Source organism: Cryobacterium sp. GrIS_2_6 (genome assembly GCF_035984545.1).
Taxonomy (GTDB): domain Bacteria; phylum Actinomycetota; class Actinomycetes; order Actinomycetales; family Microbacteriaceae; genus Cryobacterium.
Map to the genome: position 1 here is coordinate 3,409,820 of NZ_JAXCHP010000001.1, position 22,067 is coordinate 3,431,886.

General features: G+C 69.6%; 18 protein-coding genes. 12 read left to right on the plus strand and 6 right to left on the minus strand.

The window, feature by feature from the left end:
* Positions 1-25: 25 nt before the first annotated feature.
* From RCH22_RS16565 to RCH22_RS16610, 10 genes are all read left to right on the plus strand, one after another.
* Positions 26-814, plus strand: coding sequence for a winged-helix domain-containing protein (locus tag RCH22_RS16565; RefSeq protein ID WP_327014759.1), 789 nt, complete (start codon positions 26-28; stop codon positions 812-814).
* A complete protein-coding gene (locus RCH22_RS16570; RefSeq protein WP_327014760.1) occupies positions 811-2,280 on the plus strand; it encodes a HAMP domain-containing sensor histidine kinase in 1,470 nt (489 codons plus the stop codon). The genes RCH22_RS16565 and RCH22_RS16570 overlap by 4 nt, the downstream gene beginning before the upstream one ends.
* Before the next feature lie 255 nt (positions 2,281-2,535).
* Positions 2,536-3,837, plus strand: a complete 1,302-nt coding sequence (locus RCH22_RS16575) for an ISL3 family transposase (protein WP_322135197.1) — start codon at positions 2,536-2,538, stop codon at positions 3,835-3,837.
* Positions 3,838-4,523: 686 nt separating this feature from the next.
* Positions 4,524-6,275 carry an aldehyde dehydrogenase family protein gene (locus RCH22_RS16580; RefSeq protein WP_327014761.1) on the plus strand — a complete coding sequence of 584 codons (1,752 nt, stop codon included), beginning with the start codon at positions 4,524-4,526 and terminating at the stop codon, positions 6,273-6,275.
* Between the two features lie 114 nt (positions 6,276-6,389).
* Positions 6,390-7,979, plus strand: coding sequence for an AMP-binding protein (locus RCH22_RS16585; protein WP_327014762.1), 1,590 nt, complete (start codon positions 6,390-6,392; stop codon positions 7,977-7,979).
* A gap of 120 nt (positions 7,980-8,099) precedes the next feature.
* On the plus strand, positions 8,100-9,221 hold the full coding sequence (locus RCH22_RS16590) for a DUF2092 domain-containing protein (RefSeq protein ID WP_327014763.1): 1,122 nt from the start codon (positions 8,100-8,102) through the stop codon (positions 9,219-9,221).
* Positions 9,218-10,189: an ATP-binding cassette domain-containing protein gene (locus RCH22_RS16595; protein ID WP_327014764.1), complete on the plus strand. Its 972-nt coding sequence runs from the start codon at positions 9,218-9,220 to the stop codon at positions 10,187-10,189. Before RCH22_RS16590 ends, RCH22_RS16595 begins: the two co-directional genes overlap by 4 nt.
* Complete coding sequence (locus tag RCH22_RS16600; RefSeq protein WP_327014765.1) at positions 10,176-11,147, plus strand: ABC transporter permease; 972 nt, start codon at positions 10,176-10,178, stop codon at positions 11,145-11,147. Before RCH22_RS16595 ends, RCH22_RS16600 begins: the two co-directional genes overlap by 14 nt.
* Positions 11,144-11,782 carry a hypothetical protein gene (locus tag RCH22_RS16605; protein ID WP_327014766.1) on the plus strand — a complete coding sequence of 213 codons (639 nt, stop codon included), beginning with the start codon at positions 11,144-11,146 and terminating at the stop codon, positions 11,780-11,782. The genes RCH22_RS16600 and RCH22_RS16605 overlap by 4 nt, the downstream gene beginning before the upstream one ends.
* A 24-nt stretch (positions 11,783-11,806) precedes the next feature.
* The gene (locus tag RCH22_RS16610; RefSeq protein ID WP_327014767.1) at positions 11,807-12,247 is read left to right on the plus strand and encodes a DUF2269 family protein; all 441 of its coding nucleotides are present in this window, start codon (positions 11,807-11,809) and stop codon (positions 12,245-12,247) included.
* Between the two features lie 93 nt (positions 12,248-12,340).
* Here the strand turns inward: RCH22_RS16610 and RCH22_RS16615 are convergent, their stop codons facing one another.
* The 5 genes from RCH22_RS16615 to RCH22_RS16635 all read right to left on the minus strand — a co-directional run bounded on the left by RCH22_RS16615 (position 12,341) and on the right by RCH22_RS16635 (position 17,642).
* Positions 12,341-13,402, minus strand: coding sequence for a hypothetical protein (locus RCH22_RS16615; RefSeq protein ID WP_327014768.1), 1,062 nt, complete (start codon positions 13,400-13,402; stop codon positions 12,341-12,343).
* Positions 13,403-14,695 (minus strand): aminotransferase class V-fold PLP-dependent enzyme, encoded by a 1,293-nt coding sequence (locus tag RCH22_RS16620; RefSeq protein WP_327014769.1) that lies wholly within the window; start codon positions 14,693-14,695, stop codon positions 13,403-13,405. It abuts the gene before it with no gap.
* 115 nt (positions 14,696-14,810) lie between these two features.
* The gene (locus tag RCH22_RS16625; protein WP_327014770.1) at positions 14,811-15,407 is read right to left on the minus strand and encodes a hypothetical protein; all 597 of its coding nucleotides are present in this window, start codon (positions 15,405-15,407) and stop codon (positions 14,811-14,813) included.
* 185 nt (positions 15,408-15,592) lie between these two features.
* The gene (locus tag RCH22_RS16630; RefSeq protein WP_327014771.1) at positions 15,593-16,210 is read right to left on the minus strand and encodes a gluconokinase; all 618 of its coding nucleotides are present in this window, start codon (positions 16,208-16,210) and stop codon (positions 15,593-15,595) included.
* A 1-nt stretch (position 16,211) separates the two neighbouring features.
* Positions 16,212-17,642: a gluconate:H+ symporter gene (locus RCH22_RS16635; RefSeq protein ID WP_327014772.1), complete on the minus strand. Its 1,431-nt coding sequence runs from the start codon at positions 17,640-17,642 to the stop codon at positions 16,212-16,214.
* Between the two features lie 198 nt (positions 17,643-17,840).
* On the opposite strand from RCH22_RS16635, the gene RCH22_RS16640 reads away from it, so the two are divergent.
* Positions 17,841-18,575, plus strand: coding sequence for an FCD domain-containing protein (locus RCH22_RS16640; RefSeq protein WP_327015557.1), 735 nt, complete (start codon positions 17,841-17,843; stop codon positions 18,573-18,575).
* 271 nt (positions 18,576-18,846) lie between these two features.
* Positions 18,847-20,493 (plus strand): DUF222 domain-containing protein, encoded by a 1,647-nt coding sequence (locus tag RCH22_RS16645; protein ID WP_327014773.1) that lies wholly within the window; start codon positions 18,847-18,849, stop codon positions 20,491-20,493.
* A gap of 202 nt (positions 20,494-20,695) precedes the next feature.
* Here the strand turns inward: RCH22_RS16645 and RCH22_RS16650 are convergent, their stop codons facing one another.
* Positions 20,696-21,988 carry a GNAT family N-acetyltransferase gene (locus tag RCH22_RS16650; RefSeq protein ID WP_327014774.1) on the minus strand — a complete coding sequence of 431 codons (1,293 nt, stop codon included), beginning with the start codon at positions 21,986-21,988 and terminating at the stop codon, positions 20,696-20,698.
* Between the last annotated feature and the right edge of the window lie 79 nt (positions 21,989-22,067).

A 22,067-nucleotide genomic window follows, 5' to 3' on the forward strand; every position in this document is an offset into this window, starting at 1 on the left:
CGCGGGCACTGCGTACGATTGCCCCATGCCCACCGTCGGAGTCTGCGAAGACGACCCCCTCATCCGCCGGGTGCTCGCCGAGGCCCTCGGCGGCGCCGGCTACAGCCTGCTGCTCGCGCACACCGGCGCGGAGGCGGTCGCTCTGTTCGGCCCTGGACAGCCCGTCGACGTGATCGTGCTCGACATCGGCCTGCCCGACTCCGACGGTCGCGACGTCTGCCAGGCCCTCCGGGCCGCCGGACAGCTCGCACCCGTGCTCTTCCTCACTGCGCGAACGGGCGTGCAGGACATCGTCACCGGCTTCCACGCCGGAGGGGACGACTACCTCGGCAAGCCGTTCGCGCTCGCCGAGGTGCTCGTGCGGGTCGGCGCCCTGGCTCGCCGGGGCAGGCCGGAGCCGTACCGGCAGCCGGCGGGCCTCCGCCTCGACCCCCAGCGGTTCACGGTGGCCAGGGCCGACCTCGAGATCGCCGTCACGCCGACCGAGTTCCGGATGCTCGCAGCCCTGCTCGCCCGCCCTGGCGAGGTCGTCCGCCGGCGCGACCTGGTCGCGGCCGCGTGGCCGCACGGCGCCATCGTCGCCGAGAACACCGTCGATTCCTATGTGCGCAGGCTGCGCCGCAAGCTCGAACTGCTCGACGGCGAGAGCGACGGCGACGGCGACGGCGACCGCGACAGTGAAGGCAGCGACCGCGGCGACCACGAAGGCGGCGGTGCCGTTGCGCTCGCCGGGCCAGGGGCGGATGCCGCCCGCGAGTCTCCGCCGTCGCGACGGATCGAGACCGTGCGCGGCGTCGGGTACGCCCTCCGATGACCGGGACCAGGGACTCGTCCGGGCGCCGCCAGGGACGATCGCGGCTGCCGGCCCTGCCGCGCGTGAGGTCGCTGCGCCGCCGCCTCGTCTTCGCCACGGCGCTGCTCACGACCGTCGGCATGGCGGCATTGCTCTCCCTGACCGTCGCCGTGCTGACGCACGTCGTGAGCGAGGACATCGACGGCCTCCTCGCCGAGCGCGCGGCATCCGCCCTCGCGACGGTCGCGCGCCAGGGTGACGGCATCGGGGTCACCCGGAACGCGGCCGGCGGCCTCGGCGACGTCACCTGGATCTACGACGCATCCGGCCGGCTCGTCAGCGCGACCGCGACCGGGACGGGCTCGACGCCGACCGGCGGGGAATCGGACCCGGCGCCGGTCGCGGGACCGTCCGAACTCACGGCCGGACTCGCGGCGCTGAGCTCGGTCACTGAGCCGACGGAGCGCGAGAGCGGCGGCTGGAGACTCCGCGCGGTGCCCATCGTCCTGCCGGGCGAGACGGAACGGATCGGCGTCGCCGTGGTCGGCCTGTCCCTCGCGCCGTACCAGCGGACCGAGACACGTACCATGCTCGTGGGCATCGGCCCCGCCGTTCTCGTCGTGCTCGGAGTCAGCGGGATGGCGGCCTGGATCGTGCGCCGCGCGTTGCGGCCCGTCGAGGTGATGGCCAGGCGGGCGTCCGCATGGAGCGCGGATGACCTCACCGGGAGGTTCGACCTCGGCGAGCCCCATGACGAACTCACCCGCCTCGGCCAGGTGCTCGACGGCCTGCTCGCGCGGGTCTCGCGCACGATCATCGCGGAGCAGCGCCTGACCGCGGAACTCGCCCATGAGCTCCGCAGCCCGCTGACGGTGATCCGGGCTGAGGCGGAGCTCGCGGGACTCGATCCGACGCTCTCGCCGGCGCAAGCGGAGCGGTTCGGCCGAATCGGCGCATCCGTCGACCAGCTCACCGAGGTGATCGGCACCCTGCTCTCGGTGTCCCGCGGCCAGGTGAACCGTGACGAGCGGGCGCCGGTAGACGCCGTGCTGCACGCTGCTGTCGCGGCAGCGGCCGGGGCGCCGGCTGACGCGGCGCCGGAGATCGTCGTCGCCCCCGCTCCCGGTCTCGAGCTCGGGGTTCCGCAGGCCGTCGCGCTGCGTGCCCTCGCGCCGCTGCTCGAGAACGCCGTGCGGTACGGCCGCACGCGGGTCACGGTCGCGGCGGTCGCGCAGGGCGGTTCGATCCGGATCAGCGTGAGAGACGACGGTCCGGGAATCGGAGACCTCGACCCGGAGCTGCTGTTCACGCCTGGATACCGGGCGGCAGAGAGCCCCGGTGCCGGGCTCGGCCTGGCGCTTGCGCGCAGGGTCGCGGTCGCCGCGGGCGGCACGGTGGAAGCGGTCCCCGGCGATCGTCACGGCAGGTTCGTGCTGGTCCTCCCCGCTGTCCCCGCAGAAGAGACGGGCCTCGCGCCGGCACACTGACGCGCGTTCCGGGCATCCGGGAGTCCTGTCCCGGCCGCCTTGTGCGCCGGCATCGTCGCCACGGCAGCCGTCCCGCCCCGGTTCCTTCCGCCTGGAACGGGCCATGCACCCCACGGACTTCCCACGGATTTCCCTCGTTTTTCGGCTCTCCTGACGTTACCGTGGGTGGTTTCCGAGCGCCTTAACGAGTGCACGCCGCTCTCCGTCTAGGTTTCTAACTGACAAAGGCAAGAAACACAGGGACGAGAAAACGGCGTGCAAAACTCAACACTATGGCGGACTCTGCTCGGAGTCGACAAAACCATCGTCGAAGCGGTCGATCTCGACGCGGATACGGGCATGCTGGTCGCGTCGGTGCGCCCAACGGCATCGATGCGGAACCGGTGCGGGGCCTGCCGGAAGCGCTGCCCGCGCTACGACGCCGGTGACGGGCGGCGCCGCTGGCGATCCCTGGACGCCGGCTCGGTGCAAATCCACTTAGAAGCTGCGGCGCCGCGGGTGAGCTGCCGGGTGCATGGCGTGACGGTCGCCGCCGTGCCGTGGGCCCGGCATCAGAGCGGGCACACTTTGTTCTTCGATGACCAGGTCGCGTGGCTGGCCACGCAAACATCCAAGTCCGCCATCACCGTGCTGATGCGCATCGCGTGGCGCACCGTGGGCGCGATCATCACCCGGGTTTGGGCAGATACGGAGAAGCAGTTCGACCAGTTCGCGGGCCTCACCCGGATCGGGATTGACGAGATCAGTTACAAGCGCGGCCACAAGTACTTGACCTGCGTCGTGGACCACGATTCTGGCCGTCTCGTCTGGGCGGCACCAGGCCAGGACAAGGCCACCCTCGAGACGTTTTTTGATGCGTTGGGGCCGGAGCGTTCGGCACTGATCACGCATGTTTCCGCGGACGGTGCGGCCTGGATCGCCAGTGTTGTCGCGGAACGAGCGCCGAACGCTGTTCGCTGCGCTGATCCGTTCCACGTCGTGAAATGGGCCACCGAGGCCCTCGATGAAGTCCGCCGGGGCGCGTGGAACGAGGCCCGCAAAGCCGCCCGGCACAACGATGCCCGACGCACTCGCGGCCGGCCCCCAGCCGACGCCCCGGCACGCCCAGACAGCGCCCGGGCGACGGGCATCAAGAACTGCCGATACGCGCTTTGGAAGAACCCGGAAAACCTGACCGAGAAGCAACAAACGAAGCTCGCCTGGATCGTGCAGACCGACCCCCGGCTGGCTCGGGCGTACTACCTGAAGGAAGGCCTCCGTGTGATCTTCAAACTGCCTCTCGAGGAAGCGACCGAAGCTCTCGACAAATGGGTTGGTTGGGCTCGCCGCTGCCGCATCCCGTCCTTCGTGAAACTGCAGAAGAGCATCGTGAAACACCGCACCGCGATCCTGGCCTCCATCGAGCACAGCCTCTCCAACGGCCGCGTCGAATCCATGAACACCAAGATCCGCCTCATGACCCGCATCGCGTTCGGCTTCAAATCACCCGAGGCCCTCATCGCCCTCGCAATGCTCAGCCTCGGCGGGCACAAACCCGTGCTTCCCGGCCGGGACTAACCCACGGAAGAGTCAGGAGAGCCCGTTTTTCCCTCGGATTTGCGCCGGATCAGCGCAGCCTCACCCGATGCGGCCACTTCCGGTGCAGGAAACCGCTGAGTTGTACGGATGTTCATCCATGACAAATACCTGATTGAGCGCTATTTCGCTGGCACGGTTCCGCGACGGGCGCACTCACCTCTCGAGACAGATGCCGACGAGCCGCCGCATCGGGCACCGGTTGCGATCCCCGGGCGTACGTCCTACGTTTTCAAAAGATCAACGAACTGCCGCCTTCGACGCAGACGCTGGTCAGCACCAGAAACGAACCGGTCAACGGCCGCCCGAGGCCTCACCGGAGATCGATGCCCTGCGTGGTCCGGATCACTGATCGTCCCGAAAGCTCGGTGATCCGAACCCGCGGTTTCCTCCTGTGCCCGCGGGCCTCCGGACCCGCCGGCCCGCACGCCGTCGACTGTCGCCGCCGGCGCCGCCGTCGCCCGGTGGGACAGCGACTCCCGGCACCCGGAGCGACGCTCGCCGTGCCGTCCGCATCCGCGCGACACCCGCGCACTGGGGTGGGGACCCGTCGAGGGCCGTGCGGTACTCTGCTGGTTCAGCACGCGCACGCCGCAGGCTCGGGCCGTCCGGCCGTCCGGCCGGGCGCGCGGGCCGCACGAGCCACCGGCAGCAATCAAGGGAGATTGATGACCTCGACCGAACCGACCGCCGTCAACGAACGTCCCGCCGACGAGCTCTCCGCGGCAGTCCGCGCGGCCCTCGACACGGTCGTCTCCGGCCTCGACGCCGGCGTTGCCCGCTGGGCGGACATGCCCCTGGCCGCGCGCTCCGCATTGCTCGCTGCCGTCGCCGCAACGGTCGCGGCCCAGGCCGAGCGCTGGGTGCGGGTCGCGGCCCTCGCAAAGGGGCTCGACCAGGACTCCCCGCTCGTCGGCGAGGAGTGGCTGTCCGGCCCCTACGTCGTGCTGACGAACCTCGCGACCCTGCAGAACTCGATCAGAGCCCTCGATCGCGGTGAGAGCCCACTCCGGGCCACCCGCTTCGGGCGCGCCCCCGGTGGCCGGATCACCGTTCCCGTGCTCCCGGGCACCCCCTTCGAGGCACTCCTGCTGCACGGTTTCTCCGCTGAGGCCTGGCTCAGGCCTGGCGTGACCGAGGAGGAGGCGCGGTCGCGTGCCGGGCTCGGCCAGCGGCATCCGTCACGCACCGGGGGAGTCGGTCTCGTGCTGGGAGCTGGCAACATCACGTCGATCCCGCCGCTCGACGTGCTCTACGAACTGATCGCGCACAACCGAGTCTCGGTGCTCAAGGTCAATCCCGTGCTCGACGCCCTCTCTCCGGTCTACGCGGATGCCTTCGCCCCCCTCATCGAGGCGGGACTGCTCTCGATCGTCTCCGGCGGCGCGGCGGTCGGCGGGTACCTCGCCCACCACGAGGGTGTAAGCCACGTGCACATCACCGGAAGTGCGGCGACCCACGATGTCGTCGTCTTCGGCCCGGGTGCCGAGGGACGCGCCCGGCGCGCCGCCGGCACCCCCCTGCTGCAGAAGCCCATCACGAGCGAGCTCGGCGGGGTAGCGCCGATCATCGTCCTCCCCGGGACCTGGAGTCGCCGGGACGTGATCTTCCAGGCCGAGCACGTGGCCACCCAGCGCCTGCACAACGGCGGCTACAACTGCATCGCCGGTCAGGTGGTCGTGCTCAGCCGCGACTGGCCGCAGAAGGCAGACTTCCTCGCGGCGCTGCGGGCGGCCCTCGCCGCAGCGCCCGCACGGCCGCCCTGGTACCCGGGAAGCGACGCCCGGGTACGCGCCGCGCTCGCCGCCTACCCCGAGGCCACCCGGCTCGGCCCGGCCGGCGGTCGTCTCCTGGTCGAGGCGGGTACGGCAGACCCCGCCGCGCTCACCGGCGTCGAGGCCTTCGCTCCCGTGCTCGGCGTCATCGAACTCGAAGGGACCGGACAGGCCTTCCTCGACGCGGCGGTCACCGCGGCCAACGAGGACTTCCTCGGCACTCTCGGCGCGAACATCCTCGGCACCCCGGCCACGATCCGCGGGCTCGGCAGGGGGTTCACCGCGGCGCTTGAGCGCCTGCGCTACGGCACGATCGCCGTCAACGCCTGGACGGCCATGGGCTTCCTCACGGCAGCGGCGCCGTGGGGTGCGTTCCCCGGCCACTCGCTGGCCGACGTCCAAAGCGGCATCGGCGTCGTGCACAACGCGCTCCTGCTCGCCGACACCGAGCGCACCATCGTCCGCGGGCCGTTCCGGCCCTTCCCCCGGTCGGTCTGGCACGGCGAATTCGCGCTCTTCCCGAAGCCGCCGTGGTTCGTCAGCGCGCGGAGCGCGGCGAAGACCACCCGGCTCTTCACCGAATTCGTCGGCCGGCCGTCCTGGTGGAAGACGCCCGCGATCTTCCTCTCGGCCTTCCGGGCGTGACTCTCGAACGGGTAAATGCCTGGCTTCGATATGCCTGAGTCCCTCCATGCCAATCCCGATATACACCTGCCCCGCACCCGGCCCCGCTCGCACACCGTATCGAAGGAGATACCGATGATCATCGCCAGCACGCACCCCGACGTCGAGATTCCCGACCTCAGCGTCTACGACTACCTGTTCGGCTCGATCACCGAGGAGGACAGGGACCGCACCGCCATGATCGACGCGGCCACCGGTGTGCCGACGAGCTACCGCGAGCTCGTGGCCGGCATCGACGCCGTTGCCGGTGCCCTCTCTGCCCGGGGGATCGGCCTCGGAGACGTCGTCGCTCTGCACGCCCCGAACTCGACAGCTTTCGCGATCATGTTCCACGGCATCCTCCGCTCCGGCGCGACCGCGACGACCATCAACTCGCTCTACGGCGCCGCCGAGATCGCCTCCCAGCTGCGCGACTCGCAGGCACGGCTGCTTTTCACCGTCACGCCGTTCCTGCCCCAGGCGAGCGAGGCGGCCGCGCTTGCCGGCCTGGCAGCGGATGCCGTCGCCCTGCTCGACCACGACGGCACGCGACTGTCCCTCGCCGACCTCATCCTCGAGGGTCACCCCGCACCGGTCGTCGTCTTCGACCCGGCCACCCACGTCGCCGTGCTTCCCTATTCCTCCGGAACCACCGGCAGGCCGAAGGGTGTCATCCTCACCCACCGCAACCTCGTGGCCAACGTCGCCCAGGCGATTCCGGTGCTCGAGGGCACCCCGGACGACCGCGTTCTCGCCGTGCTGCCGTTCTTCCACATCTACGGGATGACGGTGCTGCTCAACATCGCCCTCGCGGCCCGCGCGACGGTCATCACGATGGCCCGCTTCGAGCTCCCGGAATTCCTCCGGCTGATCCAGGACTACCGGGCCACCTACGTGTTCATCGCGCCGCCGATCGCCGTGGCCCTCGCGAAGCATCCGCTCGTGGACGACTACGACCTGTCGAGCCTGCGCACCCTGTTCTCCGGCGCCGCGCCACTCGACGCCTCGCTCGCCCATGCCGTCGCCGACCGCCTCGGCTGCCAGGTGCGCCAGGGCTACGGCATGAGCGAGCTGAGCCCGATCTCGCACGCGATGCCCCGGGGCCGCGATGACATCCCGCACGGCGTCGTCGGCCTCGCCCTCCCGAACATCGAGTGCAAGCTCGTCGACCCGGAGACCGGCCTCGCCATCGTCATTCCCGATATCGGAGTGAGCGAACCGGGCGAACTGCTCGTGCGCGGCCCGAACGTGATGCTCGGCTACCTCGGCAACGAGCAGGCGACCCGGGAGATCCTCGAGGCGGACGGTTTCCTGCACACCGGCGACATCGCGACCATCAGCGCGGAGGGCTACGTGAGGATCATCGACCGCCTCAAGGAGCTGATCAAGTACAAGGGCTACCAGGTCGCGCCGGCCGAACTCGAGGCCCTGTTGCTCAGCCACCCGGCGATCGCCGACGCCGCGGTCGTCGGCGCACCGGATGCCGACGGCCAGGAGGTGCCCAAGGCCTTCGTCGTCGTGCTTCCCGGCCACGTGCTCCTGCCGGGGGACGTGATGGCCTTCGTCGCCGAGCGGGTGGCGCCCCATAAGAAGGTGCGGCAGGTGGCCTTCATCGACGTCATTCCCAAGTCCACGTCCGGCAAGATCCTGCGGAAGGACCTGCGCGCGCTCGCCCCCACGCCGTGAGCGGACCCGGCGTGCTGGGAGTTCGCCCAGCGCGCCCGGATTGCCTGCCCGCGGCCGTGCGAGCCGTCCCGGACGGACGTAGGATCTGACTATGAATCGCGACACTCAGGGGTCGTTCTCATGACTCCCCGAAACCTCATGAAGTGGCTTCCGGCCATCGTCATCCCCGCCGTCATCGCCGTCGGCGCGCTCGCCGTCCCCCTCACCGCGGGTGCAGCCGTCGACCTGCCAGACAAGACGCCTGCGCAGGTGCTCGCCCTCGTCGGCACCAGCACCGTCGACGCGCTCTCCGGAACCATCGCACAGACCTCGGAGCTCGGCCTGCCCGAGCTGCCGACGACCGGGCCGACCGCGAGCGGGAACGCCGGCGCCGCCTCCCCGCTCGAACTCCTGACCGGCTCGCACACCGGGCGGGTCTACCTCAACGGGCCGGACAACATCCGCCTGCAGGTGCTCGACAACCTCGCCGAACGCGACCTCGTGCGCAACGGCAGTGACGTCTGGCTCTACAACTCGAAGGACAACTCTGCAACGCACGTGACCCTGCCGGCGACGGACGCCGCGGACACGGACGCGACCACCCACGGCGGCATGGCCACGCCGGAGCAGCTCGCCGCGAAGTTCCTCGCCGCGGTCGACCCGAGCACGACGGTATCGGTCGGCACGGACGGCAGCGTCGCGGGTCGGAGCGTCTACGACCTCGTGCTCACCCCGAAGACCGCCGGCACCCTCGTCGGAACCGTGTCGATCTCGGTCGACTCGGAGACCGGGCTGCCACTCGCCGTCGAGGTCACCGCCCGCGGGCAGGAGAAGCCGGCGTTCCGGATCGCCTTCACCGAACTCACGCTGGGGGCACCGGATGCCTCGCTCTTCACGTTCTCGCCGCCCGCCGGCGCGAGCGTGACCGAGCAGGCCCTCCCGGATGCCGCGTCCCTCGGCCAGAAGGATGCCGCTGACCAGCACGCGGCCGCGCAGGCGGAGGCGAAGAAGTTCCTCGAGGGCGTCAGTGTTCACTCGAGCGGTGTGGACGGCACGGGCTGGGACGCCGTCGTCGAACTCCCGGCCGGATCCGTTCCCGCCGAACTCTCCTCCTCGCCGCTGCTCGGCGAGCTCACAACCGCCGTGACCGGCGGGCGCGTGATCTCGACCGCTCTCGTGAGCGTGCTGCTCACCGATGACGGGCGGGTCTTCGCCGGCGCCGTGCCGACTGAGCGGCTCCAGGCCGTCGCCGAGGGAGGGTGAGCCCCGCCATCGCATCCGTCGAACTGGCCATCGAAACCCACGGTCTCACCAAACAGTTCGGCCGCCAGGCCGCCGTCGCCGGCATCGACCTGGCCGTGCCCACGGGCTCCGTCTTCGGCTTCCTCGGACCCAACGGCTCGGGGAAGACGACGACCATCCGCATGCTCCTCGGCCTCGCGAGCGCGACGAGCGGGGAGATCAGCCTGCTCGGCCGGACGATGCCCGGGTCGCTGCGCGCGGTGCTCCCGCGCGTCGGCGCCCTCGTCGAGGGGCCCGCGTTCTACCCGTTCCTCTCCGGCGCCGCCAACCTGCGTCGGCTCGATACCGCGGATCCGGGCGCGCCAGCGGCCACCCGCGCCGGACGGGTGCAGCACGCCCTCGAGCGCGTCGGCCTGACCCACGCCGCAGGCAAGAAAGTGCACGCGTACTCACTCGGCATGAAGCAACGGCTCGGCATCGCCAACGCGCTCCTGATGCCGCGCGAACTGCTCGTGCTCGACGAACCCACCAACGGGCTCGACCCCCAGGGCACCCGCGAGGTGCGCAGCCTCGTGCGCTCGCTCGCCGCGGAGGGCACGACCGTCTTCGTGTCGAGTCACCTGCTCGCCGAGGTCGAGCAGATGTGCAGCCACGTCGCCGTGATGCGCGCGGGCACTCTCGTGGCCCAGGGCACCCTCGACGAGCTGCGCGGCGCCGGCGAGGCGCACGCGCGCCTCGACACACCGGATGCCGCGGCGGCCAGGCGGGTGCTCGAACGGCTGGGACTCACTCCCGTGACGCTCGTCTCGGCTGCGGGAGCTCCCGGTCACCTGAGCGCGGCCCTGACCGCTGCCGCACCGGCACCGGAAGACATCGTCGCTGCCCTCGTCGCCGCCGGAGTGCGCGTGCGCGGCTTCACCGTCGCGGCTGCGAGCCTCGAAGAACGTTTTGTCGCACTCACCGGGGAGGGCTTCGATGTCGCCCAGTGATCCCAGGGAACCGGCAGCGACCGGGCCGGCCGTGACCGGGCCCGACTCGACCGGGCCGGCCGCATCGGTGCCGGCCGCATCAGTGCCGGAGTCGACCGGGCACGCGGCGATCGCGACCGCCGTCGCCAGGCCGCGTGGGGCCTCCGGTGCCACGCTCCTCGGCTCAGAACTCACCGTGCTCTTCCGCCGCCGCCGCACCTGGGCGATGCTCGCGGCGCTCGCCGCGATCCCGGTGCTCATCGCCATCGCCGTCCGGCTGACATCCAGCCCCGTCACGCCGGGACGCGGCCCGGCCTTCCTCGACCGGATCACCCAGAATGGTCTCTTCGTCGCGATCACCGCCCTGATCGTGTCGATCCCGCTGTTCCTGCCGCTGACCGTCGGGGTGGTCGCCGGCGACACCGTGGCGGGCGAGGCGAACCTCGGCACCCTGCGCTACCTGCTCGTCGCCCCGGCAGGGCGGGTACGCCTGTTGCTCGTCAAGTACGCCGGCGCCGCGGCCTTCTGCATAGCAGCGACCCTGACCGTCGCGGTCTCCGGCGCACTGATCGGCGCGGCCCTGTTCCCGGTCGGCCCGGTCACCCTGCTCTCCGGCGACACCATCGGGGTCGGCGAGTCCGTACTTCGGTCGCTGCTCATCGCGGCATACGTCACGGTGTCCCTGCTCGGCCTTTCGGCGATCGGGCTGTTCATCTCGACCCTGACAGAGGTGCCCGTCGGGGCCATGGCCGCGACGATCGTGCTCTCGGTGACCGCCCAGGTGCTCGACGCGCTCCCGCAACTGGACTGGCTGCATCCATGGCTGTTCAGCCACTACTGGCTCGACTTCGCCGACCTGTTGCGGCAGCCGATCGACTGGACGTCGTTCGGGGCCAATGCGCTGCTTCAGGGCGGCTACATCCTCGCGTTCGGGGCACTCGCCTACGGCCGATTCGTGACCAAGGACATCCTCTCGTGACCCACTCGTATCCCCTGTACGTGCCCGTGCTCGCCCAGTGCTTCTGCTGCCGGTCGCTGCAGCCGTTCACCTTCGGTTCGGCGAGCGACCAGGTGGTCTGCGCGCTGTGCCTGCACCACCTCGGCGCAGAGAAGGCAGAGCGGCGCGACGCCGAGCACATCGAGCTCTGGCTCGGCCGGTTCGCCGAGCAGCAGGACAAGCACAGGCGCTTCGCCGAGAAGGCGCAGGCGAGCGACACCGAGAAGGATGCCGCCATCGCCCGGCTGACCGGCCAGGTCGACGACCTTCGCCGGATCACGGCCCGTGACTTCGAGCACGCGCCGGGCACGGAACTCCGCGGCATCCTCGAGACCGACCTCGTCAAGCGCGCCGAGCGGCGGGCCGAGCTCGCCCAGCACCAGATCGACTGGGCGATGGCCGTGCTCTGGCGCCTCGGCACGCTGCACCACGCCGACGAGGCGACGCCGCGGCTCTGCTCCTGCGGCCGCCAGGTCACGGCCTGCGCCGAGCTGCGCGCGCTCGAGCCGCAACACCAGGCCGTGCACGATTGGCAGACGAAGAACCTGCGGATGCTGCACGCAGGAAAGCGCCATGGCCTCCCCGCGGACCACCCCGGCGTTGTGCACTCCTCCTGACCCGAACGGTTCTACCCTGTAGGCATGCATATTCTGATCAACGTCCTGCACATCGTCGCCGCCGTTTTCATCGTCGGGCCGATGGCCATCCTCCCGATGACCGCAATGCGCTCCATCCGGGCGGGGCAGGCTGGTCCCGTTGCGACCCTCGCGAAGTCGGTCAACATCTTCACGTTGCTTTCGATCGTGGTCGCGATCTTCGGTTTCGGGGCGCTCGGCCTCAAGGAGGCCGATGACGCCTGGACCTTCGGATCGACCTGGGTGTGGCTGTCCCTCGTGCTCTACGTGATCGCGCTGGCAATCAACCTGTTCCTCGTCGTGCCGGCGCTCAAGGCCGCAGCAGAGTCTCTCGCGACGGATGCCGCCGGCGCCAAGGCCGCCGGCTACCCGCGGATCGCCGCCGGCTCCGGTGTCGCAAGCCTGCTGCTCGTGGCGATCGTCGTGCTGATGGTCTGGAAGCCGTAGCCCCGGCATCCGCTGGCTGAAAAACGGAAAAAGCACCCTCCCGCGCGCGGTGAGGGTGCTTTTTTCGTAACTGAGTGGAACGATCGGGCCGGGTCAGCCCAGGTCGCCGACGGAGACGAGGCCGTCGTGGCGACGGCCGTCGAAGATGATCGTCGGGATCTTCACGGTGTGGATACTCTCCTCGACCGTCTTCTTGTTGGCTGCGATGATCTGCGTGACCTGGTCGGATGCCGCGACCTGGTCGACGTGGTCGGCCTGTGCCTGGCTGAGCCCGAACTCGAGCTCCCAGCCCTGGAGAAGCGCACTCGCGTCCGCGGACTCCATGCTGTTGATCGAGACCTGCCAGGAGACCCCGGCGTCGTTCTTCTCGGTGTAGATGCGCTTCAGGATCTCCCAGTCGACCGGAGTCGTTGCGCCCTCAAGCGGGTTCAGGCGCAGGGCCTCGAGCTGCTCGGTGACGAGGAGGGAGTTCTTGAACTTGTAGCCGGTCGCCGACTGGATCGGGTATGCGATGTAGCTGAGGTTCTGCTTCTCGCCGAAGCCGGCTTTCTCGATGTTGTTGAAGAGCTGCAGGCAGTAGGTGCAGCCGGGGTCGATGACCTCGATCGCGGTCTTCTTGCTCGCGTCGTAGGGGTTCAGGTAGGTCGCGTCCGCGGGCAGGTATGCCGCGGCGTCCCAGTTCTGCATCCGGCTCGGGATGGCGGAGAAGGTCTCGCCGAGGCTCGCGAACTCGTTGCCGAAGGCGCCGACGATGTCCCACGCGGCGAGGGAATCGCCGAAGCCCGGGGTCTGGTCCGGAATGGAGCATGCCTCGGCGCCGAGGCTGCAGGACGCTGAGTCTTGCTTGTTGCAGGTTCCGTAGACGTAGAGGTTGACGCCGCTCTTGACGACCTCGTACCCGCTCCAGATGGTCGTCAGGATGATCAGGACGGCGACGACCTCGAGGCCGATGCTCGCGGGCTTGACCAGGCCGGGCCTGCGCGCGGCGATCGGGGCGAGCATGTGGTCCTTCATGTCCTGTTTGAAGGTGGTGTCACACGGGCGGAAGGTGATTCTGCGGAATGTACAGTTCCACGCCTTCGCGAGGTATTTGCGATAGCGGGCCGAGATGGCCGCCATGAACAGGAGAACGATGAATGCTGCGATGCAGAACACTTAGGAAAGGCCTTTCAGGAGGCGGGCGAGGGCGTCGTGTGCGCGGTCGATGTCCGCCGAAGTGGAATGGAGTCCGAGGGAGAAGCGCAGGAGCGGGGGAAGCCCGAGCTGTTCCTTGAGCTCGTGGTGGGCGCAGAAGTAGCCGCTGCGCACCATGATCTGCTGCTGGGAGAGGAACACCGCGAGTCGGTGCGAATCCTGCTTCGGGGCGTAGACGCTGATGACCGGGCTCGCGGCGTGATTGAGCACGACGAGGCCGGGGATCGCGCTGAGGCCGTCGAACAGGCGGCCGGAGAGGCTCTCGATGTGTTCGTGCGGTGCCAGACCGCCAGGGCGGACGTGTCCGAGCCAGTCGAGCGCGCGGCCGAGCGCGATGATCTCGCCCCAGGCCTGCAGGCCTGGTTCGAGGAGTGCACCAAGGTCGTCCGTGACGAGGTCGAAGGAGTCTGTGCGGACATCCGTCACCATGCCGCCGCCGACGAATCCGATCTCGAGGGAGCGCAGCAGCTCGATCCGTGTCACGACGACGCCGAGGCTCGCCCCGTACATCTTGTGCGCCGAGAAGCAGATGGCGTCGGCGTCGGTCCCCCGGAGCAGCGTGTGCTCGTGGGCCATCGCCTGGGCGGCGTCGAGGATGACGATGCCGCCGCGGGCGTGGGTGTCGCGGACGAGGTCCGCGAGGTTCGTCAGGGTGCTGCCGTCGATGTTCGAGGCGGCGTTCACGACGACGACGGCGCGTTCGAGCTGCGCGGGGTCGTAAACGAGGGCGCCGTCGGGGGCCCTGTCGAGCACGAGCCTCGGCAGGCCGAGCCGTTTCGCGACGGTCATCGTCGGAAGGAAGACCGAGTTGTGTTCGGCGTGGCTCGTCACGACCCGGCCGAAGCGGCCCTGGGGGAGCTGTTGGAGCAGCAGGTTGATGCCGTAGGTCGTGTTGAGGGTGAACGAGACCGCATGGCTGCGCGCCGAGAGGCCGATCCTGGCGAGTACGGCGGTCCGCGTTGCCGCGACTTCCTCGTCGACCCGCTTGCCCCACGCGTACTTGACCCGGCCGCCGCAGGCGTTGTAGCTGGTGTAGTACTCGTTCAGGGCGTCGATCACCGGCTGCGGGCGCAGGCTCTGGCAGGCCGCGTCGAGGTAGACCTCTCGAGGCTCGAGGTAGCCGAAGTCGCCGAGACGGCCCGCCGCAGCGGATGCGGTCGGAGCGGCAGGGGCCGCGCCCCTGCCGAAGAGTCCGGTGCGTTTCACGACGCCGTCCCCGTCCGCTCCAGGATCGTCGGGCAGGAAGATGTGCACATGTTCAGTAGTCCATTCAGGTCACAGGGTCGAAATCCGCGGGTGCCGGTGAAAACGGCAGGGGAACGCATCCGTTCGGCGGGAGGGCCGGAGAAGCGCGGGAGCGGGATTCGGCCTAAACGCGGCTGATGGAAAGCAGCGTGAGGCTCGGGCGGTGCAGGTGCAGCGCGATGGTGCGGAAGGTGCCGACCACGAAAGTGCCCGCCGCGAACAGGAGTCCGAGGGCCGACGGGCCGCCCGCGATCAGCAGGAGGCTACCGAGGACGAGGAATACAGAACAGGACATCGCGGCCATGGCGCCGCCGCCGAGGGAGTTGCCCTCGAAGCACAGCACGCGCTGGCCGACGGATGCCGCGATCGTGCGGGCCATCCCGGTCGCCGCTGCCGTGGCGGTCACGGCGACGGAAGCGGAGAGCGCCACGGCCTGCGCGACGGTGCCGGAGAGGACGGTGTCGGAGAGGACGGTGCCGGGGACGACGGTGCCGGAGGAGACGGTGGATGCCGACGGGGAGGTGGTCGCTGAGGTGGACGTCGCCATCGGGCTGACCGCTGCAGGCACGTTCACATCCTGGCCGTCGGCGCCGACATGGGCGAAGAGCACGCAGGCGAGGACCGCGATGAGGGCGAGGGCCGCGAGGATCGCAGTACGGAGACCAGCGGTGCGGGGAGCAGGGTGCGGGTGCAACGAGACGGAGAAGCCTGCCAGCCTCATCTCGTCTCCCGCTGCCGGCATCCGGTCGAAGCGGATGCGATGAATCGCTCCGTCCGAAGCGACACACGCATACCGTACCGGAATCGGGGGTGAATAACCTGACAAACGTGGCCCGCACGCACAAACGACCCCCGGCTGAGCGGGGGTCGTTTGCGTGGATGCGTCGCGCGGTCGGCGCAAGCCCGTCAGGGCCTGGCCTTCCGGGCCACCGCGGCGACCGGGTGCACGGACGACTGCCCTGGGTCGGGAGCGCCGAGACTCGATGATCCGGGACGCGGGGTCAGGCCGAGGCGTCGCACGATCTCCGCGGCTTCCGCGGCAGGCGCACGCCCCGCATCGATCGTGATGGCGCGTTCGTCGTCGCCGGGCGCCTCGAGGGTCGCGACCTGGGAGTCGAGAAGCGACACCGGCATGTAGTGGTCCTGCCGGGTGGCGAGGCGTCGCAGGATCAGCTCCGTCGGCAGGGTCAGGTGCACGAAGATCACGTTGTGCTCGCGAAGCACGTCGCGGTACTTGCGCTTGAGCGCGGAGCACGTGATGATCCCGGGCACGCCGGCCATGGTGTGCTCGATGATCCAGGAGGAGATCGTCTCGAGCCAGGGAGCACGGTCGTCGTCGTCGAGCGGATGCCCGGCCGACATCTTGTCGATGTTCTCCTGCGGGTGCAGGTCGTCGCCCTCCTCCAGGTCCCAGCCGAGCTGGCCGGCGAGGAGCCCGGCGACGGTGGACTTTCCGGAGCCGGAGACGCCCATGATGACAAGAACGGGCTGCTGGTTCTCGAAGAGCTGTTCTGTGCCGGTCACGCTAGATCACGATGTTCAGCAGGAGCACGCCGGCGAGGCCCGTGACGGAGATGAGGCACTCCATGATCGTCCAGGTCTTCAGGGTCTGCCCGACGGTGGTGCCCAGGTATTCCTTCACGAGCCAGAATCCGGCGTCGTTGACGTGCGAGAGGAACAGCGAACCGGCTCCGATGGCGAGAACCATCAGCGAGACATCCGTTGCGCCGAGGGTCGCTGCGACCGGGGCGAGGATACCGGCGGCGGTCACCGTTGCAACCGTGGCAGAACCCGTAGCGACGCGGATGAGCGCAGCGACGAACCAGGCCAGGAGCAGAATCGAGACGCTGCTGCCGGCGACGGCGTTCGCGATGACGGTTCCGATCCCGGTGTCGATCAGGACCTGCTTGAAGCCGCCGCCCGCGCCGACGATGAGCAGGATCCCGGCGATCGGGGGCAGGGAGGCTGAGAGCGATGTGGAGACTGCGGTACGGGTCATGCCGCCGCCACGGGCGAAGAAGATCATGGCGTAGATCACGGCGAGGCCGAGGGCGATCATCGGGGTGCCGAGGAAGTCGAGCGCAGCGTTCAGCGGCGCGGTCGACCCCGGCGCGAGGGCGTCGGCGATCGAGCGGGCGAGCATCAGCACGACGGGCAGCAGGATGCCGCACAGGGTCACGAAGAAGCTCGGGCGCTTGCTGTGGGTCACTTCACCGGTGTCGGCTGTGGTGAGGAACAGTGCGGGTACGGGCACGTCGACCCAGCGGGCCGCGAACTTGCTGAAGACCGGGCCGGCGATGATGACGGTCGGGATGGCGATGAGCACGCCGATCGCGAGGGTCAGGCCGAGGTTGGCGCCCAGGGTCGTCACGGCGACGAGGGGGCCGGGGTGCGGCGGCACAAGGCCGTGCATGACCGAGAGGCCGGCGAGGGCCGGGATCGCGATACGGATCAGGGAGAGGCCGCTGCGGCGGGCGACGAGGATGATCACGGGGATCAGGAGCACGAGGCCGACCTCGAAGAACATCGGCAGGCCGATCAGGCCGCCGATGAGCGCCATCACCCAGGGCAGGGTGCGGGTCGTCGACCGGCTCACGAGGGAGTCGACGATCCGGTCGGCTCCGCCGGAGTCGGCGAGCAGCTTTCCGAACATGGCGCCGAAGCCGACGAGGATGCCGACGCTCGCCATCGTCGAGCCGAAGCCGGTGCTGAAGCTCGTCACGGCTGCGCTCGGGGCGAGTCCCGCGCCGACGCCGACGCCGACGGCGCCGATCGCGAGGGCGAGGAACGGGTGCACGCGCAGCCAGGTGATGAGGGTGATGATGACGGCGATGCCGACGACGGCCGCGATGATCAGCTGGGCGTCACCGCTGGCCGGTTTGATCGGGTCGGCCGCGTGCACGACCAACTGGACCGCCGACTGTGTGGCCGTCTGAACCGCAAGGGCGAGATTCATCTCAGATTCCATTCCGAGGCCGCGTCTCTGCGACCCCATCGTCAAAAAATTAGCAATAGTCTGATAAATCAGATAATTGAGTGTTGCACAGGATGTGCGAGCGCGCCACCCCCCGAATCGCGTCGACGCCCGCGTGGTGGGTACGATCTCGGTGGGGCCCCCGAGACCTCCCGGCTACGCCAAAGGAAAGAAGTGCAGATGCAGAGCGGCACCGTCACGGATTCCCAGCGTGTGGGTGGCCTGCACGCGCGGGTGGTCAATGCCGTCGGCCAGTCGATCGTGGATGCGCGCTACGCACCCGGCGACATCCTGAACCTCGACGAACTCAGTGAGACCTTTGCGGTCTCCCGGTCGGTGCTGCGTGAGGCGATGCGGGTTCTGCAGTCACTGGGAATGATCGAGCCGCGGCAGCGGGTCGGAACGCAGGTGCTGCCCCGCACCTCTTGGGAACTGATGAACCCGCAGATCATCGTCTGGCGTGGCCGCGGGTCCGAGTACTTCACCCAGATGCGCGAGATGCTTGAAATGCGCCTCGGAATCGAGCCCGTCGCCGCCCGGCTCAGCGCGCATGCCATGACGGACGAGCAACTCGCGGCGGTCAAGGCGGCCGCGAACGCAATGGTCATCGCCGACCGCGACGGTGACGGTCGCGGCTTCCTCGAGGCCGACATCGACTTCCACACCCTGATCCTGCGCGGCTCCGGAAATGCCGTGATGGGGCACTTCGCGAGCACTGTTGCCGCACTGCTCCGTACCCGCGAAGAGGAAAAACGGTTCACGATCACCTCGTACACGCCGCCGTCGGCGCACCGCCACCACGAGCTCGCGCACGCGCTCGCCGTGCGCGACGGGGAGGCCGCCTTCCGCTGGTCGTTCGCCACGATCGAGGCGACACTCGCCGAGTTCATGGCGGAGTCTCCCCGTCAGGCCTGAGGCCGGGTACCCCGCCCCGCGGATCACGGACGTTTCTGATCCAGCGGATTCTCCTCACCAGGCGCCTGATCAGGAGGGGTTTCCACAGACCTGAGCCTTGCTCAAAGAATGTCGGTGGTCGGTCGTAATGTGGGGGCATGACCAACCTCCCGGAGTCGCCCGCTTCACCCGATCAGCCGCCTGGCGACCCGGTGCAGGACGACCCGGTGCAGGACGACCCGGTGCAGGACGACCCGGTGCGGGACGGTGTGCTAGGGGGGGGTTGCGGTCAATGGCGGATGTCGTCACCGGGCTGGGCGGTTCGTCCGCCGCTGTCGACACGCTCAGTGACGAGGCGGTGCTTGAAGGGCACGTGTTGATCGCGGGGGCCCGGCGGGCCTTGGACACCCAGGCGGCGTGGTTCGCGGCGACCCTTGCAAGGCGGTCCCGGCCGGAACTCGGGGGGCAAGGCCTCGCGGCCCGGCAGGGGTTCCGGACCCCGGAAGACCTGCTGCAGGCAATTTCCGGGTCGAGCAAGGGTGACGTGGGCAAGCTTCTCGCGGTCGGCCGGTGGCTCGCGGAGACCGACGCCGCCGAGAAGGCCGCCCGGGAAGCCGCCGACGCTCAGAAGCTGCTCGATGAGACTCCGCCCCTGGACGGGACGGCCTCGGACCCACCGCCTGCCGACCTGCCGGTTCCTGCGGCCGCGGTGCCGCCGTGGCACGCCCCGATCGGCCGGGCCCTCCGTGAGGGTTGGCTCAGTGTCGAGAAGGCGGACTCACTCCGCAAAGGCCTCGGCGACCTGGACCGGGCGATCACCGCGGAGAAACTCGCGACAGCGCTCGCCCGGCTCCTCGGCGAGGCGCGAACGTTGAACGCTGACCAGTTGTTCAAGCGGGCCCGCCGGGTGCGGGACGTGCTCGATGAGGCCGGCATCGCCGCCCGGGAGAAAGCCGTCTACGACGACCGGTCCCTGCGGTTCTGGCGCCTCTCCACCGGTCAGGTGCGCATGGTCGGCCTGTTCGCCCCGGAAGACGGCGAGTACCTGATCAGCACCTACGACGCCATCACCAGTCCTCGCCGGGGTGGGGTTCGGTTCGTGGACAAGGTCCAGGCGGCGTGGGCGAGGCGGGTGCAGGACGACCCGCGCAGCACCGAGCAGCTCACCGCCGACGGATTCCTTGCCTTGATCAAACTCGGCGTGAAGGCCGACCCGAAACGCATCGCCGGCGGACGAAGCCCCGCAGTCCGCATGGTCACCATCCGCCCCACCGGCACCACAGCCATTGGGACCGCACCGACCGGGACCTGGCCGACCGGCACCACGCCGACTGGAATAGCACCGCAGGGCACAGCATCGGCCGGCCCCGAGCCGATCGTGTCCGGCCGGACCGGGCCCGTTCCCGAAGCCGCGGCCCCATCCGCAACCGGGCCCACAGCCGAACCCACCGATGATGCCGGGGCGGAGCGTGGAGCCGAGGCGCCCGCGCTCCAGCCGGGCGTGATCGAGGGGACCGCGGTCACGGTCTCCCCCGAAACCCTCGAACGCACCCTCTGCAACACCGGGATCCTCGACGTCACCTTCGACGACCACGGCAGCGGTATCGACCTCGGCCGCGAACAACGCACCTTCAGCCCCGCCCAACGCACGGCCCTCGCCATTCGTGACGGCGGCTGCATGTGGCCCGGCTGCGACCGACCACCCTCCTGGACGGAAACCCACCACATCCAACACTGGAAGGACGACACCGGGCAGACCAACCTCGACGACGGCATCCTGCTCTGCCGGGCCGACCACCTCAGGCTCCACAACGAACACTGGCGCATCACCCGCGACCACAACAGCCGATACTGGCTGACCCCGCCACCCGGACTCGACCCCGAGCAGCAACCCATCCTGCTCACCAGCAAGAACACGATCCTCCGCGACAACGACTGAAGCAGGGCAGATGGGCATCGGCCCGGTGGCGGGGCGAGCGCCGGTGGAGGCTCAGCCGTCAGCCGTCAGCCGTCAGCCGTCAGCCGTGAGTCGTTGGCAACCGGGAGCCACCGGTGGCCCGGGCCGCATAGAAGTGCCGGGGCCAGAACGCAGCGCCGGGCCCGCGAGCAGGAGGGGCGGCTGCCGGGCGTCGCTCATGCGGTCAGAGCCGGGCGAGCCGCTCGATGTCCTCGAGGAACTCGGCTGCGACCTGCGGCGAGACCGTGGTACGGGTGGCACGGATCGCAGCGAGGTAGTCCTCGGTCCGGGGGCCGCTCGGCGCATCCGCTGGGACATCGTCCGCGGTGAAGAGTGCCCGTTCGAGTGCCTCCTGCGAAGCGCGGCGGGCCGCGTACTCGATATCGGCGGGCGAGAAGCCCTCGCTCGCGGTGACGAGGGCCCGGAAGTCGACCGTGCCGGCGACGAGCGCCGGCACGTAGCCGGCCCAGATGGCCGCGCGCGCCGCGGCATCCGGAAGCCCGATCGGGATGACGTAGTCGAAGCGTCCGTGCCGGAGCAGTGCGGAGTCGAGGGCGCGGATGAAGTTGGTCGCGCAGACCAGGAGGCGCCCCGGCCGCTCACGGAATGCCGGGATGATCTTGAGCAACTCGTTGGTGACGCCCTGAAGCGGCGACGGCGGTTCGCCGCCGCGCTGGGCCGCGATCTCCTCGACCTCGTCGATGAAAACCACGGCGTGCTCGAGTTCGGAGATCTTGAGGAAGGTCTCCCGCAGCGCGCCGGCAAGTCCCTTCGGGTCGCCGGCCAGCCGGGAGGGGAAGACCTCCACGAAGGGCCACTCGAGCCGGGACGCGATCGCCTTGGCGAAGGTGGTCTTGCCCGTTCCGGGAGGGCCGAAGAGCACGACGGCCTTGGGCGGAACGACCCCGTACTGTTCGGCGAGGTCCGGTTCGGCGAGCGGCATCACGAGCCGGCGCTCGAGGAGTTCCTTCTCGGCGCGCATGCCGCCGACGGCCGCCCAGAGGTCGCGCGGCAGGATGCGCCCGCCGAGCTCGCCGAGCGCCTTCAGTCCCTCGCGCTGCACCGGGATCTCGCGCTCGAAGTAGCTCAGCTGCTTCTTGACGACGAAGCCGCGGTTGAGGAAGGCGTCGACCCGGCTCTCGGTCTCCGGCATCAGCGCCGAGAGCTTTGTCAGGCCGTGCGGGGCCATCTTCGATTCGAGTGCCGCGAGCATGGCCGTGCCGATGCCCTGGCTTTGCCAGGACTGCGCGGTCGCGAGGAACACGATCCAGCCCTGGGCATGCGCAGCACGGCCGACGGCGGCCCCGATGACGTCGTCGCCGTGCATGGCGACGACGGCGTGGTCCTTCTGGCAGGAGGCGAGCACTTCGGCCAGGCCGTAGACCGGTTCGGTCTTGGTCGCGGTGACCTCCTGCCAGAGCCGGAGGATCCCATCGAGGTCGTCAGCGTGGAAATCGCGGATCCGCCAGCCGGTCATGGTGCTCCTTCGCACGGGAATGTCTGTTCCCACAATCTAGGGCACTCGCCCCTTGAGGGCGCGTGACCGCGCAGCGTAA